This is a genomic window from Micrococcaceae bacterium Sec5.1, assembly GCA_039636795.1.
Taxonomy (GTDB): domain Bacteria; phylum Actinomycetota; class Actinomycetes; order Actinomycetales; family Micrococcaceae; genus Arthrobacter.
In genome coordinates this window covers 1,681,671-1,706,842 of the sequence record CP143430.1, presented here as the reverse complement: position 1 = coordinate 1,706,842, position 25,172 = coordinate 1,681,671, and the positions used below count along the sequence as shown (strand labels likewise).

Here is a 25,172-nt window from a genome sequence, read left to right as displayed (position 1 = left end):
CGATTACGAATATAAAGGAAAACATGACAAGCAAGAGCAAGACCGCACTGGTGGTTCGAGGCGGCTGGGACGGACACCAGCCGGTTGAGGCGACCGAACTGTTCCTCCCCTTCCTCAAAGCCAACGGCTATGAGGTCAGGGTGGAGGAATCCCCCAAAATCTACGCGGACACTGAATACATGGCCGGGGTGGACCTCATCGTGCAGTGTATGACAATGTCCACCATCGAAAAAGACGAGTTCGAGGGGCTCCGCACCGCCGTCGAAAATGGCACTGGACTTGCCGGATGGCACGGCGGGATCGCGGATTCCTACCGCAACACTTCGGACTACCTGCACTTGATCGGGGGCCAGTTCGCCTGCCACCCGGGCAAGCATGAGGACGAACGGATTGGCGAGCAGTCAGATAACTATGTTCCCTACACGGTGAACATGCTTCCCGCTGCGGCCGAGCACCCCATTACCCAGGGAATCGGAGACTTTGACCTCGTCACCGAGCAGTATTGGGTTCTGGCCGATGACTACATCGACGTCCTAGCGACCACTACGCAAAAAGTCCGCGAATGGGACCCGTGGAACCGTGAGGTCACCTCCCCCGCCATTTGGACCCGGCAATGGGGCAAGGGAAGAATCTTCGTCTCCACTCCCGGCCACCGCGTGGAAATCCTCCAGGACAGCAACGTACGCACGATCATCGAAAGGGGCATGCTGTGGGCATCCCGCTGAATGTTGGAATCATTGGCTGCGGCGCCATCATCGCCCAATACCTGACAAACTTCCGCCGGCTGGATTCCATCAACCTCATAGCCGTCGCGGACCTTGATCCAGCCCGCGCCCAGGCGGTTGCCGACTCCTACGACGGCGTCCGTGCCTTGTCCGTGGATGAGCTGCTTGAGGCCGACGACGTCGAACTTGTCCTCAACCTGACCATCCCGGCAGCGCATGCTGAGATCGCCCTCAAGGCCATCGCGGCGGGCAAGTCCGTTTATGGCGAGAAGCCGTTGGCAGCAACCACGGCAGAGGCCCGGCACGTGCTCGAAGCGGCCCACGCGGCGGGAGTGATTGTGGGCTGCGCTCCGGATACAGTCCTCGGCACCGGTATCCAGACCGCCCGAAAAGCGATCGACGACGGCCTGATTGGCGCGCCGGTTTCGGCGACAGCCACCATGGCTACGGCAGGGCATGAGCGTTGGCATCCGAATCCCGATTTCTACTACCAGCCCGGAGGCGGGCCGCTGCTGGACATGGGCCCTTACTACGTGTCCGCACTGGTCACGTTACTGGGCCCCGTAGCGTCGGTGGTGGGCGCGGCCAGCCACACCCGCAGCGAACGCACCATCGGTTCCGGTCCTCGCCAGGGGCAAAAAGTGCCCGTGGAGATCGACTCCCACGTCACGGGTGTCCTGGTCCACGCGTCCGGCGCTTTGTCGACGCTGTTCATGAGCTTCGACGCCGTCAAGACCAAGAGCCCCAACATCGAAATCCATGGGGAAAAGGGTTCGCTCATTGTTCCGGATCCCAACCACTTCGACGGCGATGTGCAGCTGTTCGAGTTGGGAGCCGAGGAGTGGAAAACGCTGCCTGTCTCCGCCGGTTACGTTGACGCCGGCCGCGGCTTTGGCATCGCCGACTTGTCAGCTACACCGGCCGGGCAAGAGCCCCGAGCTGGCGGCCAACTCGCGTTCCATGCCCTTGAGGTCATGGAGTCCGTGCTGGAATCAGCCAAGACAGGACACTCGGTAGCCATCCAGAGCACCGTAAGCCGCCCGGACATGGTGGAACTGGCAGAACTTTCGACGCCGGTACGCGCCTAGGAGACTGCTGAAGTAATCGGCGGTTGTGGGGCGCGTCGGCTGGACTGGTGGGCCTGGTGGTTAAGACTGGTCTTATGCAGGGACGCGAGGACGGGCAACGCGGGTATTTGGATGTGGAGGCGCTGGCCGGAGAGTTGTTGACTCCGGGCAGCGTCTTCGCTTTTCTGGCCAGGCATCGGGGGCGCCTGTTTCCGGATTCAATGATGGAGGATCTCTTTCCGTCGCGGCGCGGCCGGCCGTCGGTTCCGGCGCCGGTGATCGGCTCGGTGCTGGTGTTGCAGGCATTGCAGGGGCTCTCTGACCGGGAAACGGCCGAGGGCTTGACGTACGATCTGCGTTGGAAAGCCGCGTGCGGATACGGGCTGACGGATATCGCGTTCCACCCGAGTACGCTGACGTACTGGCGGCGGCGCCTGGCCGGGTCGGGGAACCCGCACCGGATCATGGAGGCCATCGCCGAGGTCGTGGCGGAAACCGGAATCCTGAAGGGCAAGCGCCGCAGAGCTGTGGATTCAACAGTCCTCGACGACGCGGTCGCGAGGCAGGACACCATCACGCAACTGATCGCCGGGATCCGCCGCTTCGGCCGTGACGTCCCTGCCGGCCAGGAACTGCTGAGCACCCACGCAAACGGGTATGACTACACGCGAACCGGCAAACCGGATATCGCGTGGGATGACCCGGCTGCCCGGGACGGCCTGGTTTCGGCGCTTGTCACCGACGCGCTGGCGCTGCTGGCCGCGGTCGATCCCGAGGCCTTGGACGGCAAAGCCGCCGATGCGTACGCGCTGCTGGCACTGGTCGCGGGGCAGGACGTGGAACCGGCCGAGGATTCGGACGGCACGGACGGGCGGTGGCGTATCGCCCGGAAGGTCGCACCGGACCGGATGATCTCCACCGTGGACCCGGACACCCGGCACGCGCACAAGACCCAGTCCCGCCAGCAGGACGGGTTCAAGGCCCATATTGTCATCGAGCCCGATACCGGGCTGGTCACCGCCGCGGAGCTGACCAAGGCCTCCGGACCGGAGAACAGCGACGGAGCCGTCGGTGCCCGCCTGATCGGCGCGGATCCCACGATCGCCGGCACCAGCGTGGACGTCCTGGCCGACTCGGCCTACGGTTCCGGGGAAATGCTCGCCGCTCTAGCCGGCACCGGCCATACCCCGGTGATCAAACCCTGGCCGCTGCGCCCGGCAGTTGAAGGCGGGTTCACCCTCGATGATTTCACCGTCGATGAAGCAGCCGGCACCGTGACCTGCCCGAACGGTCTCACCAGGACCATCACTGCCAAACGGCGGGTCACGTTCGGTGCCGCCTGCACCGACTGCCCACTCCGGCACCGGTGCACCAGCGCAGCCCGGGGACGCCAAATAGAACTTCACGAACACGACGCGTTGCAGCGCGAGCACCGTCAACGCGCCGGGGACCCGGCCTTCCGGGACGCTTACCGCAGGCACCGGCCCATGGTCGAGCGGTCCATCGCCTGGCTCACCCGCGGCAACCGACGCGTTCCCCACCGCGGCATCAAACGGAACAACGCCTGGCTCCAACTGCGGATCGCCGGACTGAACCTCCGACGGCTCCTCGCCCTCGGACTCACAGAGAACCAAGGATCATGGGCGCTGCGATAATCCACCGGCAGGACCTGACCCATCCGTAAAAAATCGCTGGATGACGCTCCGGATCTGAGGCAGAATGAACGCAAGCGGGCGGAACGACCCCGTTGTCGCACCCAAGGGTGCTGACCAGAACATGCCGCTAGACGGCTATTGGTGGCGTTCCGCCCGCCCCACCAACCCGCTTATTCAGCAGTCTCCTAGCGCTGCAGCCTCGCGCCGAGGTGACAGTTGACCCCCATGTTCTTCCACAACATGGGGTTCAACTGTTACTTCGCGTGGCGGGCCCGGCGCAGTGTTGCCTCCGCGTGTTTGAGGATGGGGCCATCGATCATCTTGCCTTTGAACTGGAAGACCCCCGTTCCGGCCGCAGATGCCGCATCGAGGAGCTCGGCGGCCTCGGTCACGGCTTCAGGCGTTGGTGCGTAGGCCTCACGGACTGTTGCCACCTGGCTCGGGTGGATGCAGGCCTTGGCACCGAAACCGCTGGCTACGGCGTCAAGGGATTCCACAGCCAGGCCCTGAAGATCGGGGATGTTCACATACACGGAGTCGATGGCTTCCTTGCCAGCGGCTTTGGCGGCAAGCAGCACAGCGGACCGTGCGTGCAGGGCCACGGCCCGGTAGCCGCCGTCGTCGTTCCTGCTGGAGAGACCGCCCAAGGAAGCAAGCAGGTCCTCGGCGCCCCACATCAAGGCAACCACGTTGGGTTCCGCGGCGATGACTGAAGCATTGACGATGCCGGCGGCCGTTTCACAGAGTGCGATCACGCGGTAGCCCTCAAGCGCCCTGAGCTGTTCGGCACTCTCTGCCTTGGCGAGCATGACAGTGCGGTAGGGAGTGTGCGCCAGGCTGTGCAGGTCCTTCTCGAATTCCGCGGAGCCCACTGGGTTGACGCGGACAATCGTGCGGCTCGGGTCCAGCTCAGCAGTGTCTCCTTCGGATCCGAGCTGCGCGAGGATCGCGCCCCGGGCCCTCTGCTTGTCCCCCGGAGCCACGGCATCTTCAAGGTCCAGGATCACGGCGTCCGAACGATCCGCCGCCTTGCCGAAACGCTCCGGCCGGTCAGCGGGGCAAAAGAGGAGTGCCGGCCCCATGGTGAACGGTGTAACCGCGCCATGAAGGGACGAATGGGGAGAAGGCATGAAGGGTTCCTTGCTGCTGGAATGCTGGGCTGCTGGAATGCTGACAAATGCGGAAACGGCCTAGGACTGTGCGGCGTATGCTTCCTGGGTCCACATCAGGCAGGTCCGCGTGGCAAGCGCCACCACCACTCCGTCCTGGTTCCTGCCAGTATGTTGCATGGTCACCACACCCTGGCCCGGACGCGAGGACGACAACCGTTTGGCAGTGATCACCGTTTCCGTGTACAGGGTATCCCCGTGATAGAGCGGGTGGGGAAAGGCGACATCCGTCAAGCCCAGCTGGGCGATGATGGTGCCCTGCGTCAACTGGGTCACCGACTGCCCCACCATTGTGGACAAGGTGAACATGGAATTCATCAGCCGCTGCCCGAATGGCTGCGTTGAACTCCATGCTGCGTCCAGATGCAGCGCCTGGGTGTTCATGGTCAAGGTAGTGAACAGGACGTTGTCCGTCTCCGTGACTGTTCGTCCGGGTTTGTGGGCGTAGATCACGCCCTCTTCAAGCTCATCGAAGTACAGTCCACGCTGCTCAACAACCCGCGTCATACGGTGAGTTCCTGGTCCTCTTCGAAGAGTTCAGCTCCGGTGGCAGCCACGACCTCGTCCAAAGTGACGTTGGGAGCCAGCTCGCGAAGGACCAGCCGCGGTTCCCCCTCGTCCTTGACGACGTCGATCACGGCAAGGTCGGTGATGATCCGGTCCACGCAGCCCTTGCCCGTCAGGGGCAGGGAGCAGTCCTTGACGATCTTGGGCCTGCCGTTGCGGTCCACATGCTCCATCATGACGATCACCTTCTTGGCGCCGAACACGAGGTCCATGGCCCCACCCATGCCCTTGACCATCTTTCCGGGGATCATCCAGTTGGCAAGATCGCCGTTGGCTGCCACTTCCATAGCACCCAGAACGGCGACATCCACGTGGCCGCCGCGGATCATGCCGAAGGACGAGGCCGAATCGAAGAACGCAGCGCCCGGTTTGATGGTGACAGTTTCCTTGCCGGCGTTGATGAGGTCCGGATCAACCTGGTCCTCGGCCGGATAAGGTCCGACGCCCAGGATGCCGTTCTCGGAATGGAGGATCACTTCCACACCTGCGGGAATGTAGTTGGGAATCAGGGTGGGCATCCCAATCCCCAGATTCACGTACTGGCCGTTCGTGAGTTCCTGGGCCACGCGTGCGGCAAGTTCGTTGCGGTTCCAGCCTTTGGCTTCGTGATGGTCGACGTCGGCACGGCGGTACTCGTGCCGCACGGCTTCTGGACGGGGCGGGATGTCGTGGTACGAGTTGTCACTCACTGTGCTGCTCCTGCCTGGCTGGTTGCTTGGCTGGGTGCTTGGCTGCTTGCCTGGCTGGTGGTCAGAGCCACCGTCCGTTTCTCAATCCGTTTCTCCGTTGTGGGAGCCACAACCACCCTTTGCACGAAAATGCCGGGCGTATGGATGTGTTCCGGGTCCAGCTCACCGGCTTCCACGAGTTCCTCGACTTCGGCGATGGTTGTCTTGGCGGCCATGGCACACAGGGGGTTGAAGTTCATGGCTGTTGCATGGAAAACGAGATTGCCGTGGCGGTCGCCCTTCCACGCATGGACCAGCCCGAAGTCCGGCGTCAGCGATTCTTCCAACACGTAGTCGGCGTCCTTGAAGGTCCGCACCTCCTTGGGTTCGGAGGCGATCGCAACGTTCCCTTCGGCGTCGTACTTTTGCGGCAAGCCGCCCTCGGAGACCTGGGTTCCCACGCCGGCCTTCGTGTAAAAGGCGGGAATACCGGCGCCGCCTGCGCGCAATTTCTCGGCGAGGGTTCCCTGCGGGGTTAGGACCACTTCCAGTTCGCCCGCGAGGTACTGCCTGGCAAACTCCTTGTTCTCACCCACGTAGGAGCTGATGGTGCGTCGGATTCGCCCATCCTTGAGGAGGATTCCAAGGCCCCAATCGTCCACGCCACAGTTGTTGCTGACGGTCTCCAGGTCCGTGGTGCCTTGGCTGTGGAGCGCGTCGATCAGCGATACGGGGATGCCGCATAAGCCAAAACCGCCGACGGCGAGCGAGGCGCCGTCCGGGATGTCCTTCACCGCTTCCGCGGCGCTGGCAACAACCTTGTCAATCATCCTTGATCCTTCCCCTACGGTTACAGACCCAGCTCGCGGGCGATGAGCATCAACTGGACCTCAGTGGTTCCCTCCCCGACTTCCAGAATCTTGGAATCGCGGTAATGGCGTGCCACTGTGAATTCGTTGATGAAGCCATAGCCACCGAACACCTGGGTGGCGTCCCGTGCGTTGTCCATGGCAGCCTCGCCTGCGACCATCTTAGCGATGGCCGCTTCAGTCTTGAACGGCTTGCCGGCCAGCATCCTCGCTGCTGCATCGTAATAGGCCAAACGGGCCGTATGGGCCCTCGCCTGCATCCTTGCGATCTTGAATTGGATGGCCTGGTATTTGCCGATGTTCTGGCCAAAGGCGCTACGTTCCTTGGCATACTTCACCGAAAGATCCACGCAACCCTGGGCCGCGCCCGTGCCCAAGGCGGCAATGGCAATCCGCCCCTCGTCAAGAATGGACAGGAAGTTGGCATATCCCCTGCCCCGCTGGCCCAGGAGGTTCGCTTCAGGAACCCGGACGTTGTCCAAAGTCAGTGGATGCGTGTCCGACGCGTTCCAGCCCACCTTGTTGTAGGCCTTCTCGGCCTTGAAGCCCGGGGTTTCGGTGGGCACCAGGATGGTGGATATTTCTTTCTTGGCGCTGCCATCGGGGTTTTCCGTCTTACCGGTGACGGCAGTGACGGTCACCAAAGTGGTGATGTCCGTGCCGGAGTTCGTGATGAACTCCTTGTTGCCGTTGATGACCCATTCGCCGTTGTCCACGTGGGCGTGTGTCTTGGTGCCGCCCGCATCGGAACCGGCCTCACGCTCGGTCAACCCGAATCCGGCCAAGGACCGTCCGGATGCCAGCTCGGGAAGCCAACGCTCCTTCTGTTCCTGCGTGCCGAAACGGTGCACGGGCATGGCGCCCAGGGACACGCCGGCCTCAAGCGTAATTGCCACGGACTGGTCCACCCGGCCCAACTGCTCCAAAGCCAGCGCCAAGGCAAAGTAGTCCCCGCCCATTCCACCGAACTCCTCCGGGAACGGCAGGCCGAACAGGCCCATCTCCCCCATCTGCTTGACCACTTCATAGGGGAAGCTGTGTTCTTCATCGTGCTTGGCAGATACGGGTGCCACCACTTCATCGGCGAATTCACGGACGGAATCACTGAGGTCCTGGTATTCCTCGTTAAGGTCAAAACTGCTCATGGCTGGAGATCCTTGTCTGTTTCTGCGGGTCCTTCAAGAGGGTCTGCTGCGTGAATAGTGGCGAGCACTTGGTCGGCTTTGACCAGGTCGCCCCGTTTGCTGGTGAGGTGGACGGTTCCGGCAACCGATGCCACCAATTGGTGTTCCATTTTCATGGCTTCGACCGAGAGGAGTGGCTGCCCCTCTTGGACCATGTCTCCGTTGGCCACTGCCACCGAAACCACCGTTCCCGGCATCGGCGAGCGCACCTCCGGGTCTGCCGCACCTTCTTCGCGCTGGATGCCTGCCAGCATCCTCCGGAGACGTTCGGTGCGGTCCAGGACTTCCAGGCGGCAGGACCAGCCATCCTTGCCAAGGTAGATCGCCCGGATTCCGTTCGCCTCGGCTGGTGGCAGCCCCGCCGCATAGGTGACCCGGCCGCCGTCGATCTCCAGGACGATGCCGTCCCCGGTCCGTTCCACGGCGTTGACTTTGGCCGAACGGCCCGCGTCAGGGCCGCCGTCGATAACTGCCGAGAAGGTGCCGGAGTCCTCCGTCAAAGCAACGGTGGAGGTGCCGCCACCCGGCAGTCCGAACGTGGCACTCCAGGCGCCGCGGGCGCCAATGCGCCAGGAATCAAGCGAGCTCCAGGCGTTGCCGGCATGGGCAGCAGCCCCAGCGTTTGCCTTCTTTTCGAGCCACAGCGCTTTGTTTTCAAGCCACAGCGTCAGGGAGGCAGCGATCAATTCGTTGGCGCCTGCGTGCCTGAACTCCATGGACGGCAGCTTGCGTTCGATCAGCCCCGTGTCCAGGTGGCCGGCGCGGACGTCAGGATCATTGATCAGCAGCTGGAGATATTCCACGTTCGTGTCCAAGCCCAGCAGGGTGTACCTGCCCAGGGCGGCGTCCAAGGTGTCCAGGGCAGCAGCGCGGTTTTCGCCCCACGCGATGACTTTGGCCAGCATGGGATCGTAGTCGCCGGTGATCTCAAGGTCCTCGCGCATCGCGGAGTCGATCCGGACGTTCGCGCGGGAGCGTTGCTGGCCAAGCACCTTGGGATCCGTCCCGCCATTCTCGGCGAGCGCCACGACGCGCCCCATCGAGGGCATGAAGTTCCGCTCCGGTACTTCGGCATACACGCGTGCCTCTACGGCGTGGCCGTCAAGAACGACGTCGGACTGCGCAACGGTGAGTACCTCACCGGCGGCGATCCGCACCTGCCATTCAACGAGGTCTATCCCTGTGACCATTTCGGTGACGGGGTGCTCCACCTGCAAGCGCGTGTTCATCTCCATGAAGAAGAACTCATCGGGATGTTCGTCGGACACCAAAAATTCCACCGTGCCGGCACCACTGTATTTGACCGAACGTGCTGCGTTGCAAGCTGCCTCTCCAATGCGTGCCCGTTCGGCCGGGCCGTCCGCCAGCGACTCAAAGAGTGCTGAAGGAGCTTCCTCAATAACTTTCTGATGGCGGCGTTGAAGGGAACATTCGCGCTCGCCCAGATGGATGACGTTGCCGTGGTTGTCAGCGAGGACCTGGACCTCGATGTGGCGGGGTGCCTTGATGAGCCGTTCCAGGAAAAGGGTGTCATCCCCGAACGCCGAAGCTGCCACACGCCGTGCGGTCTGCAGTGTGGCAGCCATGTCTTCGGGCCGCTGAACGATGTGCATCCCCTTGCCGCCGCCGCCTGCCGAGGGCTTGATGAGCAAAGGAAAACCTACCGAGGGCGCAGCGTCGATCAGTTCCTGATCGGTGAGACCGGGGACCGCGATTCCGGGTACGCAGGGGACGTCGTAGGCCATGACGTGATTCTTGGAACGAATCTTGTCACCCATGACCTCGATCGCGTCGACGCCCGGTCCGATGAACGTTATCCCCGCCACGTCAAGGGCTTTGGCGAACTCCACATTCTCGGACAGGAAGCCGTAGCCAGGATGGACTGCCACCGCACCGCTGCGGCGACAGGCATCGATGATGGCGTCGATTTTCAAGTAGCTCTCCGAGGGCGCCGTCCCCCCGATTGCCACTGCGGTATCGGCAAGCGCCACGTGCTTGGCATGCTTGTCCGCGTCCGAATAGACGGCAATGGAGCGGATGCCCATGTCCCGGAGGGTTCGGATCACGCGGCAAGCGATCTCACCACGGTTGGCAACGAGGACGGCGCTGAACGGACGGGACGCCACGGTGGCGGCTGATGCTGTGGTGGTTGGCAGAGTCATGGTCACATCCTGAAGAGGCCGAAGGAGGTCTCGGGCAGTTGCTGGCGGGAGACGACGTCCAAAGCCATGCCCAGGACCCGTCGGGTGTCTGCGGGATCGATGATGCCGTCATCCCAAAGCCGGGCGGTGGAGTAATAGGGGCTGCCTTGTTCCTCGTACTGCTGCTTAATGGGAGCTTTGAAGGCCTCCTCTTCCTCGGCGGACCATTCCTGGCCAGCGGCCTCGTACTGGTCCCGTTTGACCGTTGCAAGGACACTGGATGCCTGGCTTCCGCCCATTACCGAAATACGGGCAGCGGGCCACATCCACAGGAAACGCGGCGAGTAGGCACGCCCGCACATGGAGTAGTTTCCGGCGCCGAAAGAGCCGCCGATGACAACTGTCAGCTTGGGTACCCTCGCCGTTGCGACGGCGGTCACCATCTTTGCGCCGTTTTTGGCAATGCCGCCTTGCTCGTAGTCTTTGCCCACCATGAAACCGGAGAGGTTCTGCAGGAAGATCAGCGGGATCCCGCGCTGATCGCAGAGTTCGATGAAGTGGGCGCCCTTGAGCGAGGACTCACTGAACAGGACCCCGTTGTTGGCCACGATGCCAACAGGGTGTCCATGGAGATGAGCGAATCCAGTCACCAGCGTGGTGCCGTAGTTCTTCTTGAACTCATGGAATTGGGATCCGTCCACGAGCCGGGCGATGACTTCGCGGACATCGTACTGGGCGTTGACGTCTGTGGGGACCACGCCATAAATCCCGGAGGGGTCGACGACGGGCGGCAGGACGACGTCGAGCACGTCCCACGCCGGTGGGGCTGGCTTGGGCAACGTCCCGACGATGTCCCGGACGATCTCCAGCGCGTGCTGATCGTTTTCGGCCAGGTGGTCCGTAACTCCGGAAATCCTAGAGTGCACCTCGCCGCCACCTAGTTCTTCAGCGGTGACAATCTCGCCAATCGCTGCCTTCACCAGTGGGGGGCCGCCGAGGAAGATAGTGCCCTGGTTGCGGACAATCACTGTCTCGTCACTCATGGCCGGCACATATGCTCCGCCGGCCGTGCATGAACCCATCACCGAGGCGATTTGAGGGATCTTCGCTGCGGACATGCGCGCCTGGTTGTAGAAGATCCGGCCAAAGTGCTCTTTGTCGGGGAACACCTCATCCTGCTTGGGCAGGAACGCTCCCCCGGAATCCACGAGGTAGATGCATGGAAGGTTGTTTTCCAGGGCAATTTCCTGGGCCCTTAGATGCTTCTTGACCGTCATGGGGTAGTACGTGCCGCCCTTGACCGTGGCATCGTTGGAAATCACAAGGACGTGCCGGCCATGGACCAACCCAATACCGGCAATCACTCCTGCGCCCGGCGAATCATCGTTGTACATGCCATTGGCGGCCAAGGGTGCTATCTCAAGGAACGGGCTGCCCTCGTCCAGGAGGTAGTCAATGCGCTGGCGGGGCAACAGTTTGCCACGGGCGACGTGCCGCTCCCTGGATTTCGCGGGCCCCCCAAGGGCTGCTGTGGCAAGCCTTTCCTTCAGTTCTCCTACGAGGGCCAGCTGCGCTTCCTGATTGGCTTCAAAGGTGCCGCTGTTGGGTCCTGCCAAGCTGGCGATTGTCTCCATTGACCACTGTTCCATTCCCGGCCCCAGGCCATTTCGGTTAGTGCCACGTAACTGAAATTTAGGTTAGTCTTTATTAACTGTGATGTCCAGCACAGTTGCACGCCTAGGAGGAGGAGAACGTGACCGGAGGCCCGGAAACAGGCACTGTCCGCAGCCCAGCCGCAGCAACCCAGCGGGGCCAGGCCAAGGAACTCCGCAGGCTGGCATTGCTTTCAGCGGCGGCGGGACTCTTCGCAGAGAATGGCTTCAACAGGGTTTCGCTTGAGGATCTTGGTGCGGCCGCAGGCGTCAGCGGTCCCGCCGTGTACCGGCACTTCCCCGGTAAGCAGGCCGTCCTCGGCGAGCTCCTCCTCAGCGTCAGCCGCGACCTGCTCGACGGCGGCCTCCGCGTGGTCACGGAAGCGGAGAATCCCATGGAGGCGCTGAAGGGCTTGATCCAGTTCCAGGTGGACTTTGCGCTGAGCAACCCGGACGTCATCCGCGTCCAGGATCGCGACTTCGGGAGCCTCAGCAGCGCCGACCAAGCCGAAGTCCGATCCTTGCAACGCACCTACGTTGAAACGTGGGTAGACGTCCTGGCTCGCATCCACCACGGCGCAGATGTCGCCGGCCTCCGTGTCCGGGCACACGCAGCCTTTGGCCTGATCAATTCCACGCCCCACTCCGTCCGCCATCACGGACGGAGGATCGCTGTGAAGTCTGCCAGGCCCATTCTGGAGCAGATGGCCCTGGCTGCGCTGACCTCAGCCTGATTGTTGGTTTTGCCGGGAGGTTGGAGCTGTCTTCCAGGTTCCTCTTAAAATGTCGGACCCCGATGAAATGATTTGATCATGGAAGATATGGGGCAGCTAACGGCACTTCGGACGGGATCGTCCCCTGTTGTTGCTGCCCTGGCCGCTGCCCGGTCACAGCGCTTCTTGAGCATGCCGGACTTGGTCAGGGCCGGGTTCAAGGATTCGACGGCGCCCATCATCTCGATCGGCCATTTCCACGGGCTGGGCAACAGAGCCGGCCTGGGCAACAGAGCCGGGCTTGCCCAGCCGAGCCCCCATTTCGAAAATAGGTATCCCAAACCTGCGGCTACCGGACGGGACGTGGCGGCTCTTCTTGAGGACGGCGCGGCTCTTCTGGACCCCTTGCGGTTGACTGCAGCAGCCGATGCGGCGCGGCTGTTTGGGTTTGTTGAGGCCGCTGACTTTGCCGGCAGGATCGAGGAGATCTCCCGGTCGTTGGAGTACTTGCAGGTTGTCGCGGCGCAAGCGGTGGAAAGGACCCGGAAGGAAGCACAACAAGCGTCGCCGGGGTCCTCGGCTAGCGCGCCGGAGTGGCGGACCGGTTGGACTGAACCAGCCACGCGTGCGACGGTTACGGGCACGGCCAGCTTCCTGGATGACGGGTACCGGAATGCCGCTGAGTTCCTTCGGGCCCGGTTGCGGATCAGCATCGGGGAAGCCCGGCGCAGGCTCGCCCTCGCACCCGACGTCCTTCCGCAGACCGGAATGGCCGGGCAGGAGATCCCGGCCCGGCGCGAAGTGCTGGCCGAAGCCCTCTCCTCAGCGCTGGTGCCTTCCCGGTCCGCTACGATCATCAGCAGCGCTCTGGAAAAAGTCCGGCTGCTCACCGACGAAGACACGCTCACCCGGATGGAACACGCCCTCACCGCCACAGCCATTGAATCCGACCCGGACTTCGTCACCAAAATAGCCAAACGCTGGGTCGATTCGATCGACCAAGACGGTCCCGAACCCAGCGAGGAAATCCTCCGCCAACTCCAAGGCGCGTTCTTCCGCCGCCGACGCCGCCACGGGCTGCACCACATCGAAATCTTCGCCACCGCCGAACAATACGAAACCCTCACCACCGCCATGAACGTCGCCACCAACCCCCGACTCACCACGGATAGTAATCCCACCGGACCGGATCTGGACCGGCGTTCCCGCCCCATGAAACTCCTCGACGGACTCGTCGGAGCCTGTGCCGTCGCGATGACCACCGGGAAACTGCCAGCCAACGGCGGACTCCGCCCCCAAGTCACGGCCACCATCGACGAACGCGACCTCTTCGAACGACGCACCGACCACCAACGACTCAGCACCGGCACAGCAACGTTCCTGGGTCCGATGCACCCCAACACCATCCGCAAAATCGCTTGCGACGCCGATATCCTCCCCGTCCTGCTCGGCAGCGACTCCCGCGTCCTGGACATCGGCCGCACCACCCGGATCTTCCCACCGCACATCCGCAAAGCCATCACCGCCCGCGACGGCGGCTGCGCGTTCCCCGACTGCACCATGCCCGCTCCCTGGTGCGAAGCCCACCACATCACCTACTGGTCACACGGCGGCACCACAGGAACCGAGAACGGCACCCTGCTCTGCAGCCACCACCACGGCGTCATCCACAAAGAACAGTGGCGGATCGACATGACCACCGGCGTGCCCTGGTTCACCCCACCACCACACATCGACCCCAAACAAACACCCCGACGCAACCACCACCACACACCCCAGAGAACATAGACCTGCCCGACAATGATGCGGGGTGCGGCCAGCGCGGTGCCGCGGGTATGCCGAAGTGCGCCAGCGCGGTGCCGTGGGTATGCGGAAGTGTGCCGGATGCCTGCGCGCGTATGTTCTTGGGCCGTTCCAGTATTCCTAGGACTCACAGGGCCAGTTTCAGGGGCTGTGCGGGGAGGTAGTGGAGCCTAGGCTGAAGCTCGAACCCATACTGAATCCATAAAGCCACTGGGTTGGCACCAGCCACTATCGAGGAGCACACCATGAGGATTGCCGTAACCGGCGGAAGCGGAAAACTGGGCAGGAGCGTGGTCCGCCGGCTGACGCAGGATGGCCACAACGTGCTCAACATTGACCGCGCAGGCAAGAGGGGTCGCGGCTATGTAAACGTGGACCTTCGCAATTATGGACAGGTCCTGGACGTCGTCCTCGGCTTGGACGACCAACACAGCGGCTTGGACGCCATCGTCCATTTGGCTGCCATCCCCGCACCAGGGTTGGCTCCGGACGCCGCAATTTTTGAAAACAACATGCTCTCCACCTACAACGTCTTTCAGGCAGCGCGGCGAGCGGGCATCAAGAAGGTGGTTTATGCCTCCAGCGAGACGGTCCTGGGACTCCCCTTCGACATCGACCCTCCCTACATTCCCGTGGATGAGGAGTACGCGGCGCGGCCTGAAAGCACGTACTCCCTCGTGAAACACCTCGAGGAGCAGATGGCCATCCAGCTCACGCGCTGGGACCCGGCGTTGAGCATCACCGCACTAAGATTCTCCAACGTGATGGACCCCGAAGACTACGACGCCTTCCCGTCCTTTGACTCGGAGGCCACCCTGCGCAAGTGGAATCTCTGGGGCTACATCGATGCCCGAGACGGCGCCCAGGCCGTTGTCCGCGCCCTGGAGAAAGGTGCACCCGGTTTCGAGACCTTCATCATCGCCGCTTCCGACACCGTGATGAGCCGAAGCAGCGCCGAGCTCGCTTCGGAAGTCTTTCCCGGCGTCGAGGTTGTCAAGGAACTGGGCCAGCATGAAACCATGCTGTCCATCGACAAAGCCCGCAGGCTCCTGGGCTTCGAGCCGGAACACAGCTGGCGCGACGTCCACTCCAATCGGACCACCCCCACAGAAGACTGAACGCACAACAGAAGACTGAACGCGCGACGACCCACCCCTTAGCCGCAGTTTCCTGCAAGCACTCGTAAAGGGGTGGGTCGGCGCAGCTTCATACATTCGTGAAGCTAGACCATAGTCAACACCATGGCGGGATCGGACAGGATAGCGCCAAGGTCCGCCAGGAAGCGTGAGCCCTGTTCGCCATCCACAACGCGGTGGTCGAAGGACAAGCTCAGGGACATCACCTGCCGCACGGCGATCTCATCATCCACCACCCACGGCGCCTTCCGCACAGCACCCAAGGCCACGATGGCAGCCTCGCCCGGATTCAGGATGGGCGTTCCGGCGTCGATCCCAAATACTCCGATGTTGGTGATGGAGATGGTGCCGCCCGAGAGGTCTGATGGAGACGTCTTGCCTGCACGTGCCGTATCTGTGAGTTCCGACAACGCCGTAGCAAGTTCCCGTAGGGTCAGGCGATCGGCATCCTTAATGTTCGGTACCGTCAGGCCCCGGGGCGTAGCAGCCGCGATGCCAAGGTTGACGTAGTTGTACTGGATGATCTCCTGGCGCGCCTCGTCCCACCGCGAGTTCAACGTTGGGTTGTTCCGTAGCGCTATCAGGACCGCCTTGGCCGCGATCGTGAGCGGGGTGAGCTTGTAGCCTTCGAACGCTTTGCTGGCCCGAAGCCGCGCCAGCAATTCCATGGTCGCTGTGACATCGATCGTCAGGAATTCCGTCACGTGCGGCGCGGTGAATGCGCTCTGCACCATGGCGGCCGCAGTGAACTTCCGGACACCCTTGATAGGCAAGCGCGTTTCACGCTCGCCGGTCGCTGCGGGCTCCGCCAGTGCTGCGTTTGCGGCTTCCGCTTCATCCGTGAAGTTCTGGACGTCTTCTCGCGTGATCAGTCCTCCCGGACCAGTTCCGCGAACCAACTGCAGGTCAATCCCGAGATCGCGCGCCAGCTTACGGACCGGCGGTGTGGAACGTGGACGCTCAGCCGTGGCTGCGTCAGGGTGAGGGGTTGACTCACGCGCCACTTCCGCGGGGCGAGCCTGCGGCGTTTCGGCTTGGACGGTTTCTGTTTGGACGGGTTGGACGTTGGCACGGACCCGGCGCGTCGGCCGTCCGGTGTGCTCGACGACGGCGCCATACCCCACCAGATTCGGCTCACGTTTGGCGGGACTTGCGGCCGCCCCGCTCGCCTCGACTGGTTGCGACCCGCCGTTCGATCCGGATCGGCTCTTCGATTCAGATCCCCCGTCTGATGCAGGTTCGCTGGTGGACTTCGGTTCGCTGACAGCCTGATCGCCAGCGGCCGGTCCGTTGCCCCCATTGGAGGCCCCGGCGTCGTCCACTTCGAAGGAGACGATCGGTTTACCGACCTCCACCACGGAACCGGGTTGCTCGTGCAGGGCCGCTACGACGCCGGCGAAAGGCGACGGCAGCTCGACGACGGCCTTGGCCGTCTCCACCTCCGCAATGACCTGATTGAGGGTGACGGTGTCCCCCACTGCGACCTTCCAGCTCAGGATTTCCGACTCGGTCAGGCCTTCGCCAAGGTCCGGCAGCCTGAATTCCTTGATCATGGTGGTGGTCATCCTTCCAGTCCACTCAGGGAGTTGGGGCGGCCCAAGGTGCGGTCCACGCCATCCAGAATCCTGTCCAGATCCGGGAGATGGTGCATTTCAAGCTTCGAGTAGGGGTAGGGAACGTCGAAGCCGGTAATCCGGACGGGGGCGGACTCCAGGTAGTTGAAGCAGCGCTCAGTAATGCTGGCCGCAATCTCCGCTCCGAGGCCACCGGATTGTCCGGCCTCGTGCGTGATGACCAGACGGCCCGTCTTGCGCACGGATGCTTCCACCACCGGGTAGTCAACGGGAGCCAACGAGCGCAGGTCGATGACTTCCACGGAGACTCCTTCATCAGCCGCAGCCTGGGCCGCATCCTTGGCGGTTTTAACCAGAGGGCCGTAAGCCACCAGGGTGACGTCCGAACCGGCGTTGACCACAGCTGCCTTGTCCAATGGCATCGCTTTGGAGAGGTCCATGGACTCGTCGACGTCACCTTTGTCGTGGTAGCGGCGCTTGGGTTCGAAATAGAGAACAGGATCATCCGAGGCAATGGCCTGCTGGATCATGGTGTAGGCGTCCTGAGGGTTGGACACCGCCACTACCCGAAGTCCTGAGGTGTGAGTGAAGTATGCTTCCGGCGATTCCGAGTGGTGCTCCGGCGAGCCAATGCCTCCACCGAAAGGAACGCGGATGGTGATGGGCATCTTGACCCGCCCCTGGGTCCGGTAGTGCATCTTGGCCACCTGGCTGACGATCTGATCGAAAGCAGGATAGATGAAGCCGTCGAACTGGATCTCGCACACTGGGCGGTAGCCCCGGTAGGCCAGGCCCACTGCGGTTCCGATGATGCCGGACTCGGCCAGGGGCGTATCAATCACACGGTGCTTTCCAAAGTCCTTCTGGAGTCCGTCGGTGACTCGGAAAACACCACCGAGGGAACCAATATCCTCGCCCATGAGGATGACTTTGGGATCGTTTTCCAGGGACTTGCGGAGGCCGGCATTGATAGCCCGGGCAAACGTGAGCTTGGACATCAGAGTGCACCTTCCTCGACCGGCTGGTTGAAACTGTTCAGGTAGCGCGAATATTGATCCTTCTGGCGTTCAATCCAGGAATTGGGTGTGCTGTAAACGTGGTTAAAGACGTCCAACGGCTGCGGATCAGGCATGTTAACGCAGCTGGTACGGAGTTCGGCTGCAACGGCGTCGGCCTTGGCTTTGACTCTGCTCTCAAGATCTTCGGTGAGCAGGCCCTTGGCGTCAAGGAGCCTCCGCAAGCGGAGAATAGGATCCTTGGCAGCCCAGTCCTCCAGCTCGTTCGGGTCCCGGTACCGCGTGGGATCATCGGCAGTAGTGTGCGGACCCATGCGGTAGGTGACCGCTTCGATAAACGTTGGCCCACCACCGCTACGGGCGCGATCCAAAGCCCAACGGGTAGCGGCCATGACGGCGAGGACATCGTTTCCATCAACGCGCAGGCTGGGGATGCCGAACCCTGTAGGCCTGTCGGCCAATTGGACGTGGGACTGCACGCGGACGGGTTCGGAAATGGCCCAGTGATTGTTCTGGCAGAAAAACACCACAGGCGCCTGGTAACTCGCGGCAAACACCATGGCCTCGCTCACGTCGCCTTCGCTCGTGGCGCCATCCCCGAAGTAGGCAAGTACTGCCGTGCTGGCGCCGTCCAGCTGGACGCCCATGGCGTAACCGGTGGCGTGGAGGCTCTGGGAACCAATGATGATTTGGGGCGTCGCCATGTTGATTCGCTTTGGATCCCAGGAGTACAGGGCATTTCCGCGCCAAACCTGGGCGATCTCAGAGACATGGGCTCCACGGATGTACGCGACGCCGCTCTCACGGTAGCTGGGGAAAACAAAGTCGTCGTCGCGCAAGGAACGGCTTGAACCGATCTGGGCTGCTTCCTGTCCCAGCAGCGGCGGCCAGAGGGCCAGTTCTCCCTGCCGCTGGAGGGCTGTGGCTTCGGTATCGATGCGGCGGATGACTGTCATGTCCTCCAACAAGGAGCCCAATTGCTCATCGCCGATGTCCTTGATCCAGAGATCAAATTCCGGGTGGCTGATCCGTTCGCCTTCCGGCGACACCAACTGCAGGAGGTTGCCCCCCGTCCGCAAAGGATTATGTGCACTTTGTCCGGGGCGCGGAGCGTCATATTGCACTCCCTTGCCCGCCTTATCCGTCAACACAGGTGATCGCAACCTTCCGGCTAGGTTTTGTCGGCCCTGATGGACTTGTGATCCAAGCACAGACCGACCCCCTGGCTCCTTCGCCAGCGTTAATTGTGACCCTACTCACAAGACGCATGGGGTACAACTACCGATGAAAAACTTGAGCATTCTGCCATGTTGGCAGCGGCCAGGCCGTGCTAATCTTGCGCATTATGCAACCTTTGGATGGCACTGACACCCGGCTCCTTTCAGCGATGGCAAAGGATCCCAGAGGGACCGTTGTGGCCCTCGCCCAGAGACTTGGCCTGTCCCGCAATACCGTCCAGGCACGCATGGCCCAGCTTGAGAAGAAGCATGCTTTTCTCTCCTTTGAGCGGCGCATCAATCCGGTCGCCCTCGGCTACCCCCTGACGGCATTCATCACCGTGCATGTCCAGCAACAGAAACTCGCCTCCCTCGCGAAGGATCTTGCGGACATCCCGGAGATCCTGGAAGGTTTTGGCCTCACCGGATCAGCCGACTTGCTCTTGCGGGTGGTGGCGCTGGACGCCGAGGACCTTTACCGGATCAACGGCAAGATCCTTGCGTGCGACGGCGTTGACCGCACCGACACTGCCTTGGCGATGCGGGAAATGATTCCGTACCGGGTGCAACCCCTGCTGGGTCGGCGCTCTGAAGGCTAAACCCCCGGCTTTCACCTGCCGTTTAGTACCTTTTGGCCCTTGCCTGTGGAACGGTGAGTGCGATTTGATTCAGATGGACGCATCGGGGGCCGGCCAGCGGTTTCCGGCTACGTGGTGGCGCTGCCGCAGGCTGCCGAAAGGGGCACTACAGTGAGCAACCCGCAGGAACCGAATGGTCGCGACGGACAGCGCAGCGGAAATCAATACGGTGGAAGCGAATACGGCCAGAACCCACCACCCGTCCCGCCCGGCCCCGGGTACTCCCAACCGAACGGAACTCCACCGCAGTGGCAACAGCCGCCGTCGTCCCCGGGCTCCCAAGGTCAGAACGCCCCTGGACAGTACCCACCGGACCAAAACCCGTACCCGCAAGGCCAGTACCCGCCCGGTCAGTACCCGCAGAGCCAGTACGCGCCCGGCCAGTACGGCCAGCAGTTTCCACCGCCGGCCAAGAGCAGGAAGGTGCTCTGGATTGTCCTGAGTATTGTGGCAGGAGTCATCGTCCTGGCCGTGGTGGGCATCCTGGTGCTGGTGAATGTCGTGGGCAGCGCGACGTCGAAGGCAAGATCGTTGGCTGACGAGTTCACCAATCTGGTTGTTTCAGGGCAAACAGAGCAGGCTTATGACAACTATCTGCACCAGGCCTTGAAGGACGAACTGGATAAGCAGTCCTTCATCGACGGCATTGCCAGCCTGGAACTTGATGACTCATGCAAAACCAATTACAGCTCGGTGAGCGTGAACTCGAACAACGGCAATAATAAAGCGGACATCGCGGGAACCTTGCAGTGCAGTGGCAAGACCATCGATCTCAAGTACGTTTTCGAAGGGACCGACGATCTCAAAATGAGCAGCATCCGCCTCCGTCCATAACGGCGGAAAAATAATCCAGTTTCCACCCATCCGCATCCGCTCATGGTCCGAATCACTGTTTGAGAGCCCCGTCCGGGGTTCCACAGGACGGCCGGGAAAGTCCCTGCCATCACCGGAAGGTTCGGACCAATGCGTACTTCGCCCAATCGCTTGATCGCCACCATCTTCGGAGCCGTATACCTCTTGGTAGGCGTGCTCGGATTCTTCGTCACTTCGGGAATCGGGTTCTTCGCCACCGAAGGCGCCAACCTGATCATCTTCGCGGTGAACCCCCTGCACAACGTCATTCACTTGGCCATAGGTGCAGCCCTTCTTTACGCGGGCATGAACAGCGTCACGCTTTCCAAGTCCGTTAACAGCGCGGTGGGCGGCGTCTATCTGCTGGTGGGTATCCTCGGCCTTTTCCTCGTGGGTACTTCGCTGAACATCATCGCCCTGAACGGGGCAGACAACGTCCTGCACCTGGCCAGCGCCGTTGTGCTTCTGGGTGTCGCCCTGTCCCAGGACAAGGCCGTCGTCGTCTCGGCCCGCGCCTGATCGCGGAACCCCGCCCACGGAATCCCTGATCGCGGAACCATCGAGACCGAGGACAGCGCTATGGCAGTCAAATATCACCCCACACTGAACGCGGCCGCGTTGTTGTTCGTCTACTTTGCGGCCATGGCCGCCGGGATGGTGGAACTGTCCATTGCGGCTGGCTGCCTGACAGAAGCTGCCGCGCTTGGCTTGGTGGTTGCTGGAACGGTTGCCCTGGCAGCTGGACTCGCTTTCCTGGCGTGGTCTTTATGGGGGCTGCACCGCAACACCCTTGTCTTCCGCCGGCTTGCCTTTCCCGCTCTGGCGGTTGCGGCGGCTGCCCACATCGCCGTCGTCGCAGGGGATTTGGCGGCTAAGGAACCCTCGCTTGACGTTAGCCATCTTGCCGCCTTGGGACTGACGCTGATGGCACTTGGCGGAGGCGGTTGGCTGGGTCGGCAGCAAAAGACCAACGACGGCGGCGCCCACGGCCTGCCAAGGACCGGGCGGCTTCTGGCAGCCGCGTTCGGGGCCGCCGTCGTTGTTGCGTCAGTTGCCACGCCGGGACTGGCAGCATCCATGGCAGGCCAGCACGCCGTCCCCCACGGCGAACACGGCCAAGCCCCCTCCGAAGGCACACCTCCAGCACAGATTCCAAGCCACCACCACTAGTGGCAATCGCCCGAACCCGCGCACCATCAACATTGCCCACTGTTGATGGTGCGCCCGGTTCGTGGATCATGGAGCCATGGATCCCGTTGAGGCGCTCGAAGAAATCTCCTTTTGGTTGGAACGTGGCCAAGCCCCCACCTTCAAGGTCCAGGCCTTCAGGAAAGCGGCCGACGCCGTTCGGCAGCTTCCGCCCGACGAGTTGGCCAGGCTCGTCCGGAACGGAAGAGTCACGAGCCTGAAAGGTGTTGGGGACCGAAGCGGGGAAGTCATCACCCAGGCTCTGGGAGAGAGGGTGCCCGATTATCTGGCCGACCTTCGCGAGCGTGGCGCGGAATCCTTGGCGTCCGGCGGCGACACCCTCAAGGCTGCGTTACGCGGCGATCTGCACAGCCACAGCAATTGGTCCGACGGCGGCTCACCGATTGAGACCATGGTGGCTGCCGCCAAAACCCTGGGCCGTGAATACCTTGCCCTCACTGACCACTCCCCCAACCTGACCATCGCCAATGGCCTCAGCGTTGAACGGCTAGAGAAACAGCTCGGTGTGGTGGAAGGGATCAATGCTAATCAGGACGGCTTCCGCCTGCTCAAAGGCATCGAAGTGGACATCCTGGAGGACGGGACCCTGGACCAGACGCCGGAAATGCTGGACCGGCTGGACGTGGTGGTGGCCAGTGTCCACTCGAAGCTGCGCTCGGACAAGAAGACCATGACCAAGCGGATGCTTGGCGGAATCAGCGATCCACACACGAACGTCTTGGGGCATTGCACGGGCCGTCTCGTTCAAGGATCGCGCGGCACCCGTCCTGAGTCCGAATTCGATGCCATGAAGGTCTTCACCGAATGTGCCGAGTGGGGCGTCGCCGTCGAAATCAATTCACGGCCGGAGCGGCAGGACCCTCCGGACGCGTTGATCAAGATGGCGCTGGACGCCGGCTGCCTCTTCAGCATTGACAGTGATGCCCATGCCCCTGGCCAACTCGATTTCCTTCAGTATGGCGCCGAACGTGCCGAGGCACTTGGGGTGCCTAAGGAACGGATCGTCACCACATGGCCTTTGGAACAGTTGACGGAATGGCTCAGCCTCAAGAGGTGATTAGTCCTGGCATGCCCGAGGGCTCCCCCGCCGTTTGGCAGAAGGAGCCCCCGTGTTTGGCCTCATTCTTGTTGAACTTTAGTGATCCACCGCTTTCTCTGCACCGATACCAGTCAGTGAGCGGACTTCCATCTCCGCTTGCTTGGCCGGATCCTCACGGCGCTTATCCAGGACGGTCCCCAGCCAGCCCAGCAGGAAGGCGAGGGGGATGGATACGATGCCCGGGTTGCTCAGCGGGAAGAACGCGAAGTTGGCTCCCTGGATCATGGACGTCTTTGCACCCGAGACCACGGGCGAGAACGCGATGAGCAGGATGGCCGAACCCAAGCCACCATACATGCTCCATACGGCACCCTGTGTGGTGAACTTCCGCCAGAACAACGAGTAGACGATGGTTGGCAGGTTGGCCGAAGCTGCCACTGCGAAGGCAAGAGCCACCAGGAAGGCGACGTTCTGGCCGTTGGCGAAGATTCCACCGAGGATGGCGAGAATACCGATGACCACTACGGTGCGCCGGGCCACCTTGACCTCTGTGGTGGCGTCGGCCTTGCCCTTAGAGATGACATTGGCGTAAATGTCATGGGCAAAGGACGCCGCCGCTGTGATGGTCAGTCCCGCTACCACTGCAAGGATGGTGGCGAAAGCGACGGCGGATATGAAGCCGAGCAGCAGCGGCCCACCGAGGTGGAAGGCCAGCAGGGGTGCGGCAGAGTTGACGCCGCCGGGTGCGGACTTGATGGTATCTGCTCCAACCAAAGCTGCTGCACCGTAGCCCAGTACCAGCGTGAACAGGTAGAACAGGCCGATCAGCCAGATCGACCAGACCACGGATTTGCGTGCTTCCTTGGCTGTGGGAACCGTGTAGAAACGCATCAAAACGTGTGGGAGGGCAGCAGTGCCGAGGACCAATGCCAAGCCCAAGGACATGAAATCGAGCTTGGACGTTTCCGTCTTGCCATACTGCAGGCCTGGGTTGAGAACGGCAGGGTTGTTGGCGGCCTCGGCCGCGGAACCGAGCAAATTGGAGAGATTGAATCCGTAGATCGCGAGCACCCAGGCAGTCATGACTGCAGCGCCTGCGATCAGCAGGATGGCTTTGATGATCTGCACCCAGGTGGTGCCCTTCATGCCTCCGATGAGGACGTACATAATCATCAGGGCGCCGACGACGATAATCACCAAAGCTTGTCCGCCCCAGTCGCTGATGCCCAAGAGGAGCGAAATCAAGCTACCGGCTCCCGCCATTTGCGCTAGGAGGTAAAAGAAGCAAACCGCAAGGGTGGAGAGGGCTGCTGCTATTCGGACCGGCCGCTGGCGAAGTCTGAACGACAAGACATCGGCCATGGTGAACTTGCCGGTGTTGCGCAAGAGCTCGGCCACGAGGAGCAAGGCCACCAACCATGCGACGAGGAAGCCGATGGAGTAAAGGAAACCGTCATATCCGTTGATAGCAATGGCGCCAGTGATACCCAGGAACGAGGCCGCCGAAAGGTAGTCGCCCGCGATCGCTGTACCGTTCTGTGAACCGGTGAAGGAACGGCCGGCCGCATAGTAGTCCGCCGCGGTCTTGTTGTTCCTGCTGGCCCGGAAGACGATCACCATGGTGACGGCCACGAAGAGCGCGAAAATACCCATGTTGAGCAGCGTCGTATCCTTCAATGCGGCGACGTTGACCGCGGGGACAAGGGTGCTGATGTGGTTCGTGGTCATTTGGCTGCCCTGCTGATCACATTGCCGTCCTTATCGAACTGGTGGCCCTCGATCTCGTTGCGGATCTCGGCAGCGATGGGGTCCAGCTTCCGGTTGGAGTAGCTCACGTACCAAGCGGTGATGCCGAACGTGGTGACAAATTGGAGCAGTCCGAGGATCAGGCCGACGTTGATGTTGCCCCAAACTTTGATGGACATGAAGCCGACGGCGTAGTCGGCCAAGAGAACGTAGGCGAAATACCAAAGCAGGAACGCCACTGCCATTGGGAAGACAAAACTGCGGTGCCGCTTGCGCAGCGTCTTGAACCGTTCCGTTTGCTGGACTTCCTGGAAGTCCACCGACGCTGTTGCGTCCTGGGGTTGGGCCTCATTACCCATGGTTCCTCCTGATTGTGATGTGTCCACATCAGCTCCACACGCTTTGCCAATGTGACTGCAATCACTATCGAACGCGCCGTGCCAGTGGTTCCAGAGAACCAGCTGCCACCGTCGCCCAACGGTCAGGATGCTGCGCCGAACGGTGGGATATGAGAGAACGTCGGGAAAAACGG

General features: G+C 62.1%; 23 protein-coding genes. 11 read left to right on the top strand and 12 right to left on the bottom strand.

Going from position 1 to position 25,172, the window contains the following annotated elements; genetic code table 11:
• The first annotated feature begins 23 nt into the window (after positions 1-23).
• The 3 genes from VUN82_07890 (at position 24) to VUN82_07880 (ending at position 3,447) form a co-directional block, all read left to right on the top strand.
• On the top strand, positions 24-725 hold the full coding sequence (locus VUN82_07890; protein ID XAS73745.1) for a ThuA domain-containing protein: 702 nt from the start codon (positions 24-26) through the stop codon (positions 723-725).
• Positions 710-1,813, top strand: a complete 1,104-nt coding sequence (locus tag VUN82_07885) for a Gfo/Idh/MocA family oxidoreductase (GenBank protein XAS73744.1) — start codon at positions 710-712, stop codon at positions 1,811-1,813. The genes VUN82_07890 and VUN82_07885 overlap by 16 nt, the downstream gene beginning before the upstream one ends.
• A gap of 74 nt (positions 1,814-1,887) precedes the next feature.
• Complete coding sequence (locus VUN82_07880) at positions 1,888-3,447, top strand: IS1182 family transposase (protein XAS73743.1); 1,560 nt, start codon at positions 1,888-1,890, stop codon at positions 3,445-3,447.
• A 254-nt stretch (positions 3,448-3,701) separates the two neighbouring features.
• Here the strand turns inward: VUN82_07880 and VUN82_07875 are convergent, their stop codons facing one another.
• Genes VUN82_07875 through VUN82_07845 form a run of 7 tightly spaced genes read right to left on the bottom strand, consistent with a single transcriptional unit; the run spans position 3,702 to position 11,679 of the window.
• Positions 3,702-4,577, bottom strand: a complete 876-nt coding sequence (locus VUN82_07875) for a CoA ester lyase (protein ID XAS73742.1) — start codon at positions 4,575-4,577, stop codon at positions 3,702-3,704.
• 60 nt (positions 4,578-4,637) lie between these two features.
• A complete protein-coding gene (locus VUN82_07870; protein XAS73741.1) occupies positions 4,638-5,123 on the bottom strand; it encodes a MaoC family dehydratase in 486 nt (161 codons plus the stop codon).
• Positions 5,120-5,872, bottom strand: coding sequence for a CoA transferase subunit B (locus VUN82_07865; protein XAS73740.1), 753 nt, complete (start codon positions 5,870-5,872; stop codon positions 5,120-5,122). Before VUN82_07865 ends, VUN82_07870 begins: the two co-directional genes overlap by 4 nt.
• Entirely contained in the window at positions 5,869-6,681 is an 813-nt protein-coding gene (locus tag VUN82_07860) for a CoA transferase subunit A (protein XAS73739.1), read from the bottom strand. Before VUN82_07860 ends, VUN82_07865 begins: the two co-directional genes overlap by 4 nt.
• A 20-nt stretch (positions 6,682-6,701) precedes the next feature.
• The gene (locus VUN82_07855) at positions 6,702-7,865 is read right to left on the bottom strand and encodes an acyl-CoA dehydrogenase family protein (GenBank protein XAS73738.1); all 1,164 of its coding nucleotides are present in this window, start codon (positions 7,863-7,865) and stop codon (positions 6,702-6,704) included.
• Positions 7,862-10,066, bottom strand: a complete 2,205-nt coding sequence (locus VUN82_07850; protein ID XAS73737.1) for a biotin carboxylase N-terminal domain-containing protein — start codon at positions 10,064-10,066, stop codon at positions 7,862-7,864. Before VUN82_07850 ends, VUN82_07855 begins: the two co-directional genes overlap by 4 nt.
• A gap of 2 nt (positions 10,067-10,068) precedes the next feature.
• Positions 10,069-11,679, bottom strand: a complete 1,611-nt coding sequence (locus VUN82_07845) for a carboxyl transferase domain-containing protein (protein ID XAS73736.1) — start codon at positions 11,677-11,679, stop codon at positions 10,069-10,071.
• A gap of 119 nt (positions 11,680-11,798) precedes the next feature.
• On the opposite strand from VUN82_07845, the gene VUN82_07840 reads away from it, so the two are divergent.
• From VUN82_07840 to VUN82_07830, 3 genes are all read left to right on the top strand, one after another.
• Positions 11,799-12,431: a TetR/AcrR family transcriptional regulator gene (locus tag VUN82_07840; protein ID XAS73735.1), complete on the top strand. Its 633-nt coding sequence runs from the start codon at positions 11,799-11,801 to the stop codon at positions 12,429-12,431.
• 78 nt (positions 12,432-12,509) lie between these two features.
• Positions 12,510-14,198 carry a DUF222 domain-containing protein gene (locus VUN82_07835; protein ID XAS73734.1) on the top strand — a complete coding sequence of 563 codons (1,689 nt, stop codon included), beginning with the start codon at positions 12,510-12,512 and terminating at the stop codon, positions 14,196-14,198.
• Between the two features lie 260 nt (positions 14,199-14,458).
• Positions 14,459-15,331, top strand: a complete 873-nt coding sequence (locus tag VUN82_07830; GenBank protein XAS73733.1) for an NAD(P)-dependent oxidoreductase — start codon at positions 14,459-14,461, stop codon at positions 15,329-15,331.
• A gap of 104 nt (positions 15,332-15,435) precedes the next feature.
• Here the strand turns inward: VUN82_07830 and VUN82_07825 are convergent, their stop codons facing one another.
• From VUN82_07825 to pdhA, 3 genes are read right to left on the bottom strand one after another with little or no spacing between them, the layout of a single operon-like run.
• Positions 15,436-16,914 carry a 2-oxo acid dehydrogenase subunit E2 gene (locus VUN82_07825; GenBank protein XAS73732.1) on the bottom strand — a complete coding sequence of 493 codons (1,479 nt, stop codon included), beginning with the start codon at positions 16,912-16,914 and terminating at the stop codon, positions 15,436-15,438.
• Positions 16,911-17,921 carry an alpha-ketoacid dehydrogenase subunit beta gene (locus VUN82_07820; protein XAS73731.1) on the bottom strand — a complete coding sequence of 337 codons (1,011 nt, stop codon included), beginning with the start codon at positions 17,919-17,921 and terminating at the stop codon, positions 16,911-16,913. Before VUN82_07820 ends, VUN82_07825 begins: the two co-directional genes overlap by 4 nt.
• Positions 17,921-19,090: a pyruvate dehydrogenase (acetyl-transferring) E1 component subunit alpha gene (gene pdhA, locus VUN82_07815; protein XAS73730.1), complete on the bottom strand. Its 1,170-nt coding sequence runs from the start codon at positions 19,088-19,090 to the stop codon at positions 17,921-17,923. The genes VUN82_07820 and pdhA overlap by 1 nt, the downstream gene beginning before the upstream one ends.
• A gap of 194 nt (positions 19,091-19,284) precedes the next feature.
• On the opposite strand from pdhA, the gene VUN82_07810 reads away from it, so the two are divergent.
• The 5 genes from VUN82_07810 to VUN82_07790 all read left to right on the top strand — a co-directional run bounded on the left by VUN82_07810 (position 19,285) and on the right by VUN82_07790 (position 22,912).
• Positions 19,285-19,755, top strand: coding sequence for an Lrp/AsnC family transcriptional regulator (locus VUN82_07810; protein ID XAS73729.1), 471 nt, complete (start codon positions 19,285-19,287; stop codon positions 19,753-19,755).
• Positions 19,756-19,812: 57 nt separating this feature from the next.
• Positions 19,813-20,628, top strand: a complete 816-nt coding sequence (locus VUN82_07805; protein ID XAS73728.1) for a hypothetical protein — start codon at positions 19,813-19,815, stop codon at positions 20,626-20,628.
• Between the two features lie 129 nt (positions 20,629-20,757).
• Positions 20,758-21,165: a DUF4383 domain-containing protein gene (locus VUN82_07800; protein ID XAS73727.1), complete on the top strand. Its 408-nt coding sequence runs from the start codon at positions 20,758-20,760 to the stop codon at positions 21,163-21,165.
• Between the two features lie 60 nt (positions 21,166-21,225).
• Positions 21,226-21,816, top strand: coding sequence for a hypothetical protein (locus VUN82_07795; GenBank protein XAS73726.1), 591 nt, complete (start codon positions 21,226-21,228; stop codon positions 21,814-21,816).
• Between the two features lie 76 nt (positions 21,817-21,892).
• Positions 21,893-22,912, top strand: coding sequence for a PHP domain-containing protein (locus VUN82_07790; GenBank protein XAS73725.1), 1,020 nt, complete (start codon positions 21,893-21,895; stop codon positions 22,910-22,912).
• Positions 22,913-22,990: 78 nt separating this feature from the next.
• Here VUN82_07790 and VUN82_07785 read toward each other — a convergent pair whose 3' ends face one another.
• Together VUN82_07785 and VUN82_07780 are read right to left on the bottom strand one after the other, a co-directional pair.
• Positions 22,991-24,622 carry a cation acetate symporter gene (locus VUN82_07785; protein ID XAS73724.1) on the bottom strand — a complete coding sequence of 544 codons (1,632 nt, stop codon included), beginning with the start codon at positions 24,620-24,622 and terminating at the stop codon, positions 22,991-22,993.
• On the bottom strand, positions 24,619-24,999 hold the full coding sequence (locus VUN82_07780) for a DUF485 domain-containing protein (GenBank protein ID XAS73723.1): 381 nt from the start codon (positions 24,997-24,999) through the stop codon (positions 24,619-24,621). The genes VUN82_07785 and VUN82_07780 overlap by 4 nt, the downstream gene beginning before the upstream one ends.
• Positions 25,000-25,172: the final 173 nt, after the last annotated feature.

Bases quoted from the DNA above. Each gene is read 5' to 3' on its own strand.
- VUN82_07890 (XAS73745.1), top strand. From the start codon at position 24: ATGACAAGCAAGAGCAAGACCGCACTGGTGGTTCGAGGCGGCTGGGAC.
- VUN82_07880 (XAS73743.1), top strand. From the start codon at position 1,888: ATGCAGGGACGCGAGGACGGGCAACGCGGGTATTTGGATGTGGAGGCG.
- VUN82_07875 (XAS73742.1), bottom strand. From the start codon at position 4,577: ATGCCTTCTCCCCATTCGTCCCTTCATGGCGCGGTTACACCGTTCACC.
- VUN82_07870 (XAS73741.1), bottom strand. From the start codon at position 5,123: ATGACGCGGGTTGTTGAGCAGCGTGGACTGTACTTCGATGAGCTTGAA.
- VUN82_07860 (XAS73739.1), bottom strand. From the start codon at position 6,681: ATGATTGACAAGGTTGTTGCCAGCGCCGCGGAAGCGGTGAAGGACATC.
- VUN82_07855 (XAS73738.1), bottom strand. From the start codon at position 7,865: ATGAGCAGTTTTGACCTTAACGAGGAATACCAGGACCTCAGTGATTCC.
- VUN82_07850 (XAS73737.1), bottom strand. From the start codon at position 10,066: ATGACTCTGCCAACCACCACAGCATCAGCCGCCACCGTGGCGTCCCGT.
- VUN82_07845 (XAS73736.1), bottom strand. From the start codon at position 11,679: ATGGAGACAATCGCCAGCTTGGCAGGACCCAACAGCGGCACCTTTGAA.
- VUN82_07835 (XAS73734.1), top strand. From the start codon at position 12,510: ATGGAAGATATGGGGCAGCTAACGGCACTTCGGACGGGATCGTCCCCT.
- VUN82_07830 (XAS73733.1), top strand. From the start codon at position 14,459: ATGAGGATTGCCGTAACCGGCGGAAGCGGAAAACTGGGCAGGAGCGTG.
- VUN82_07825 (XAS73732.1), bottom strand. From the start codon at position 16,914: ATGACCACCACCATGATCAAGGAATTCAGGCTGCCGGACCTTGGCGAA.
- VUN82_07820 (XAS73731.1), bottom strand. From the start codon at position 17,921: ATGTCCAAGCTCACGTTTGCCCGGGCTATCAATGCCGGCCTCCGCAAG.
- VUN82_07810 (XAS73729.1), top strand. From the start codon at position 19,285: ATGCAACCTTTGGATGGCACTGACACCCGGCTCCTTTCAGCGATGGCA.
- VUN82_07800 (XAS73727.1), top strand. From the start codon at position 20,758: ATGCGTACTTCGCCCAATCGCTTGATCGCCACCATCTTCGGAGCCGTA.
- VUN82_07795 (XAS73726.1), top strand. From the start codon at position 21,226: ATGGCAGTCAAATATCACCCCACACTGAACGCGGCCGCGTTGTTGTTC.
- VUN82_07790 (XAS73725.1), top strand. From the start codon at position 21,893: ATGGATCCCGTTGAGGCGCTCGAAGAAATCTCCTTTTGGTTGGAACGT.
- VUN82_07785 (XAS73724.1), bottom strand. From the start codon at position 24,622: ATGACCACGAACCACATCAGCACCCTTGTCCCCGCGGTCAACGTCGCC.
- VUN82_07780 (XAS73723.1), bottom strand. From the start codon at position 24,999: ATGGGTAATGAGGCCCAACCCCAGGACGCAACAGCGTCGGTGGACTTC.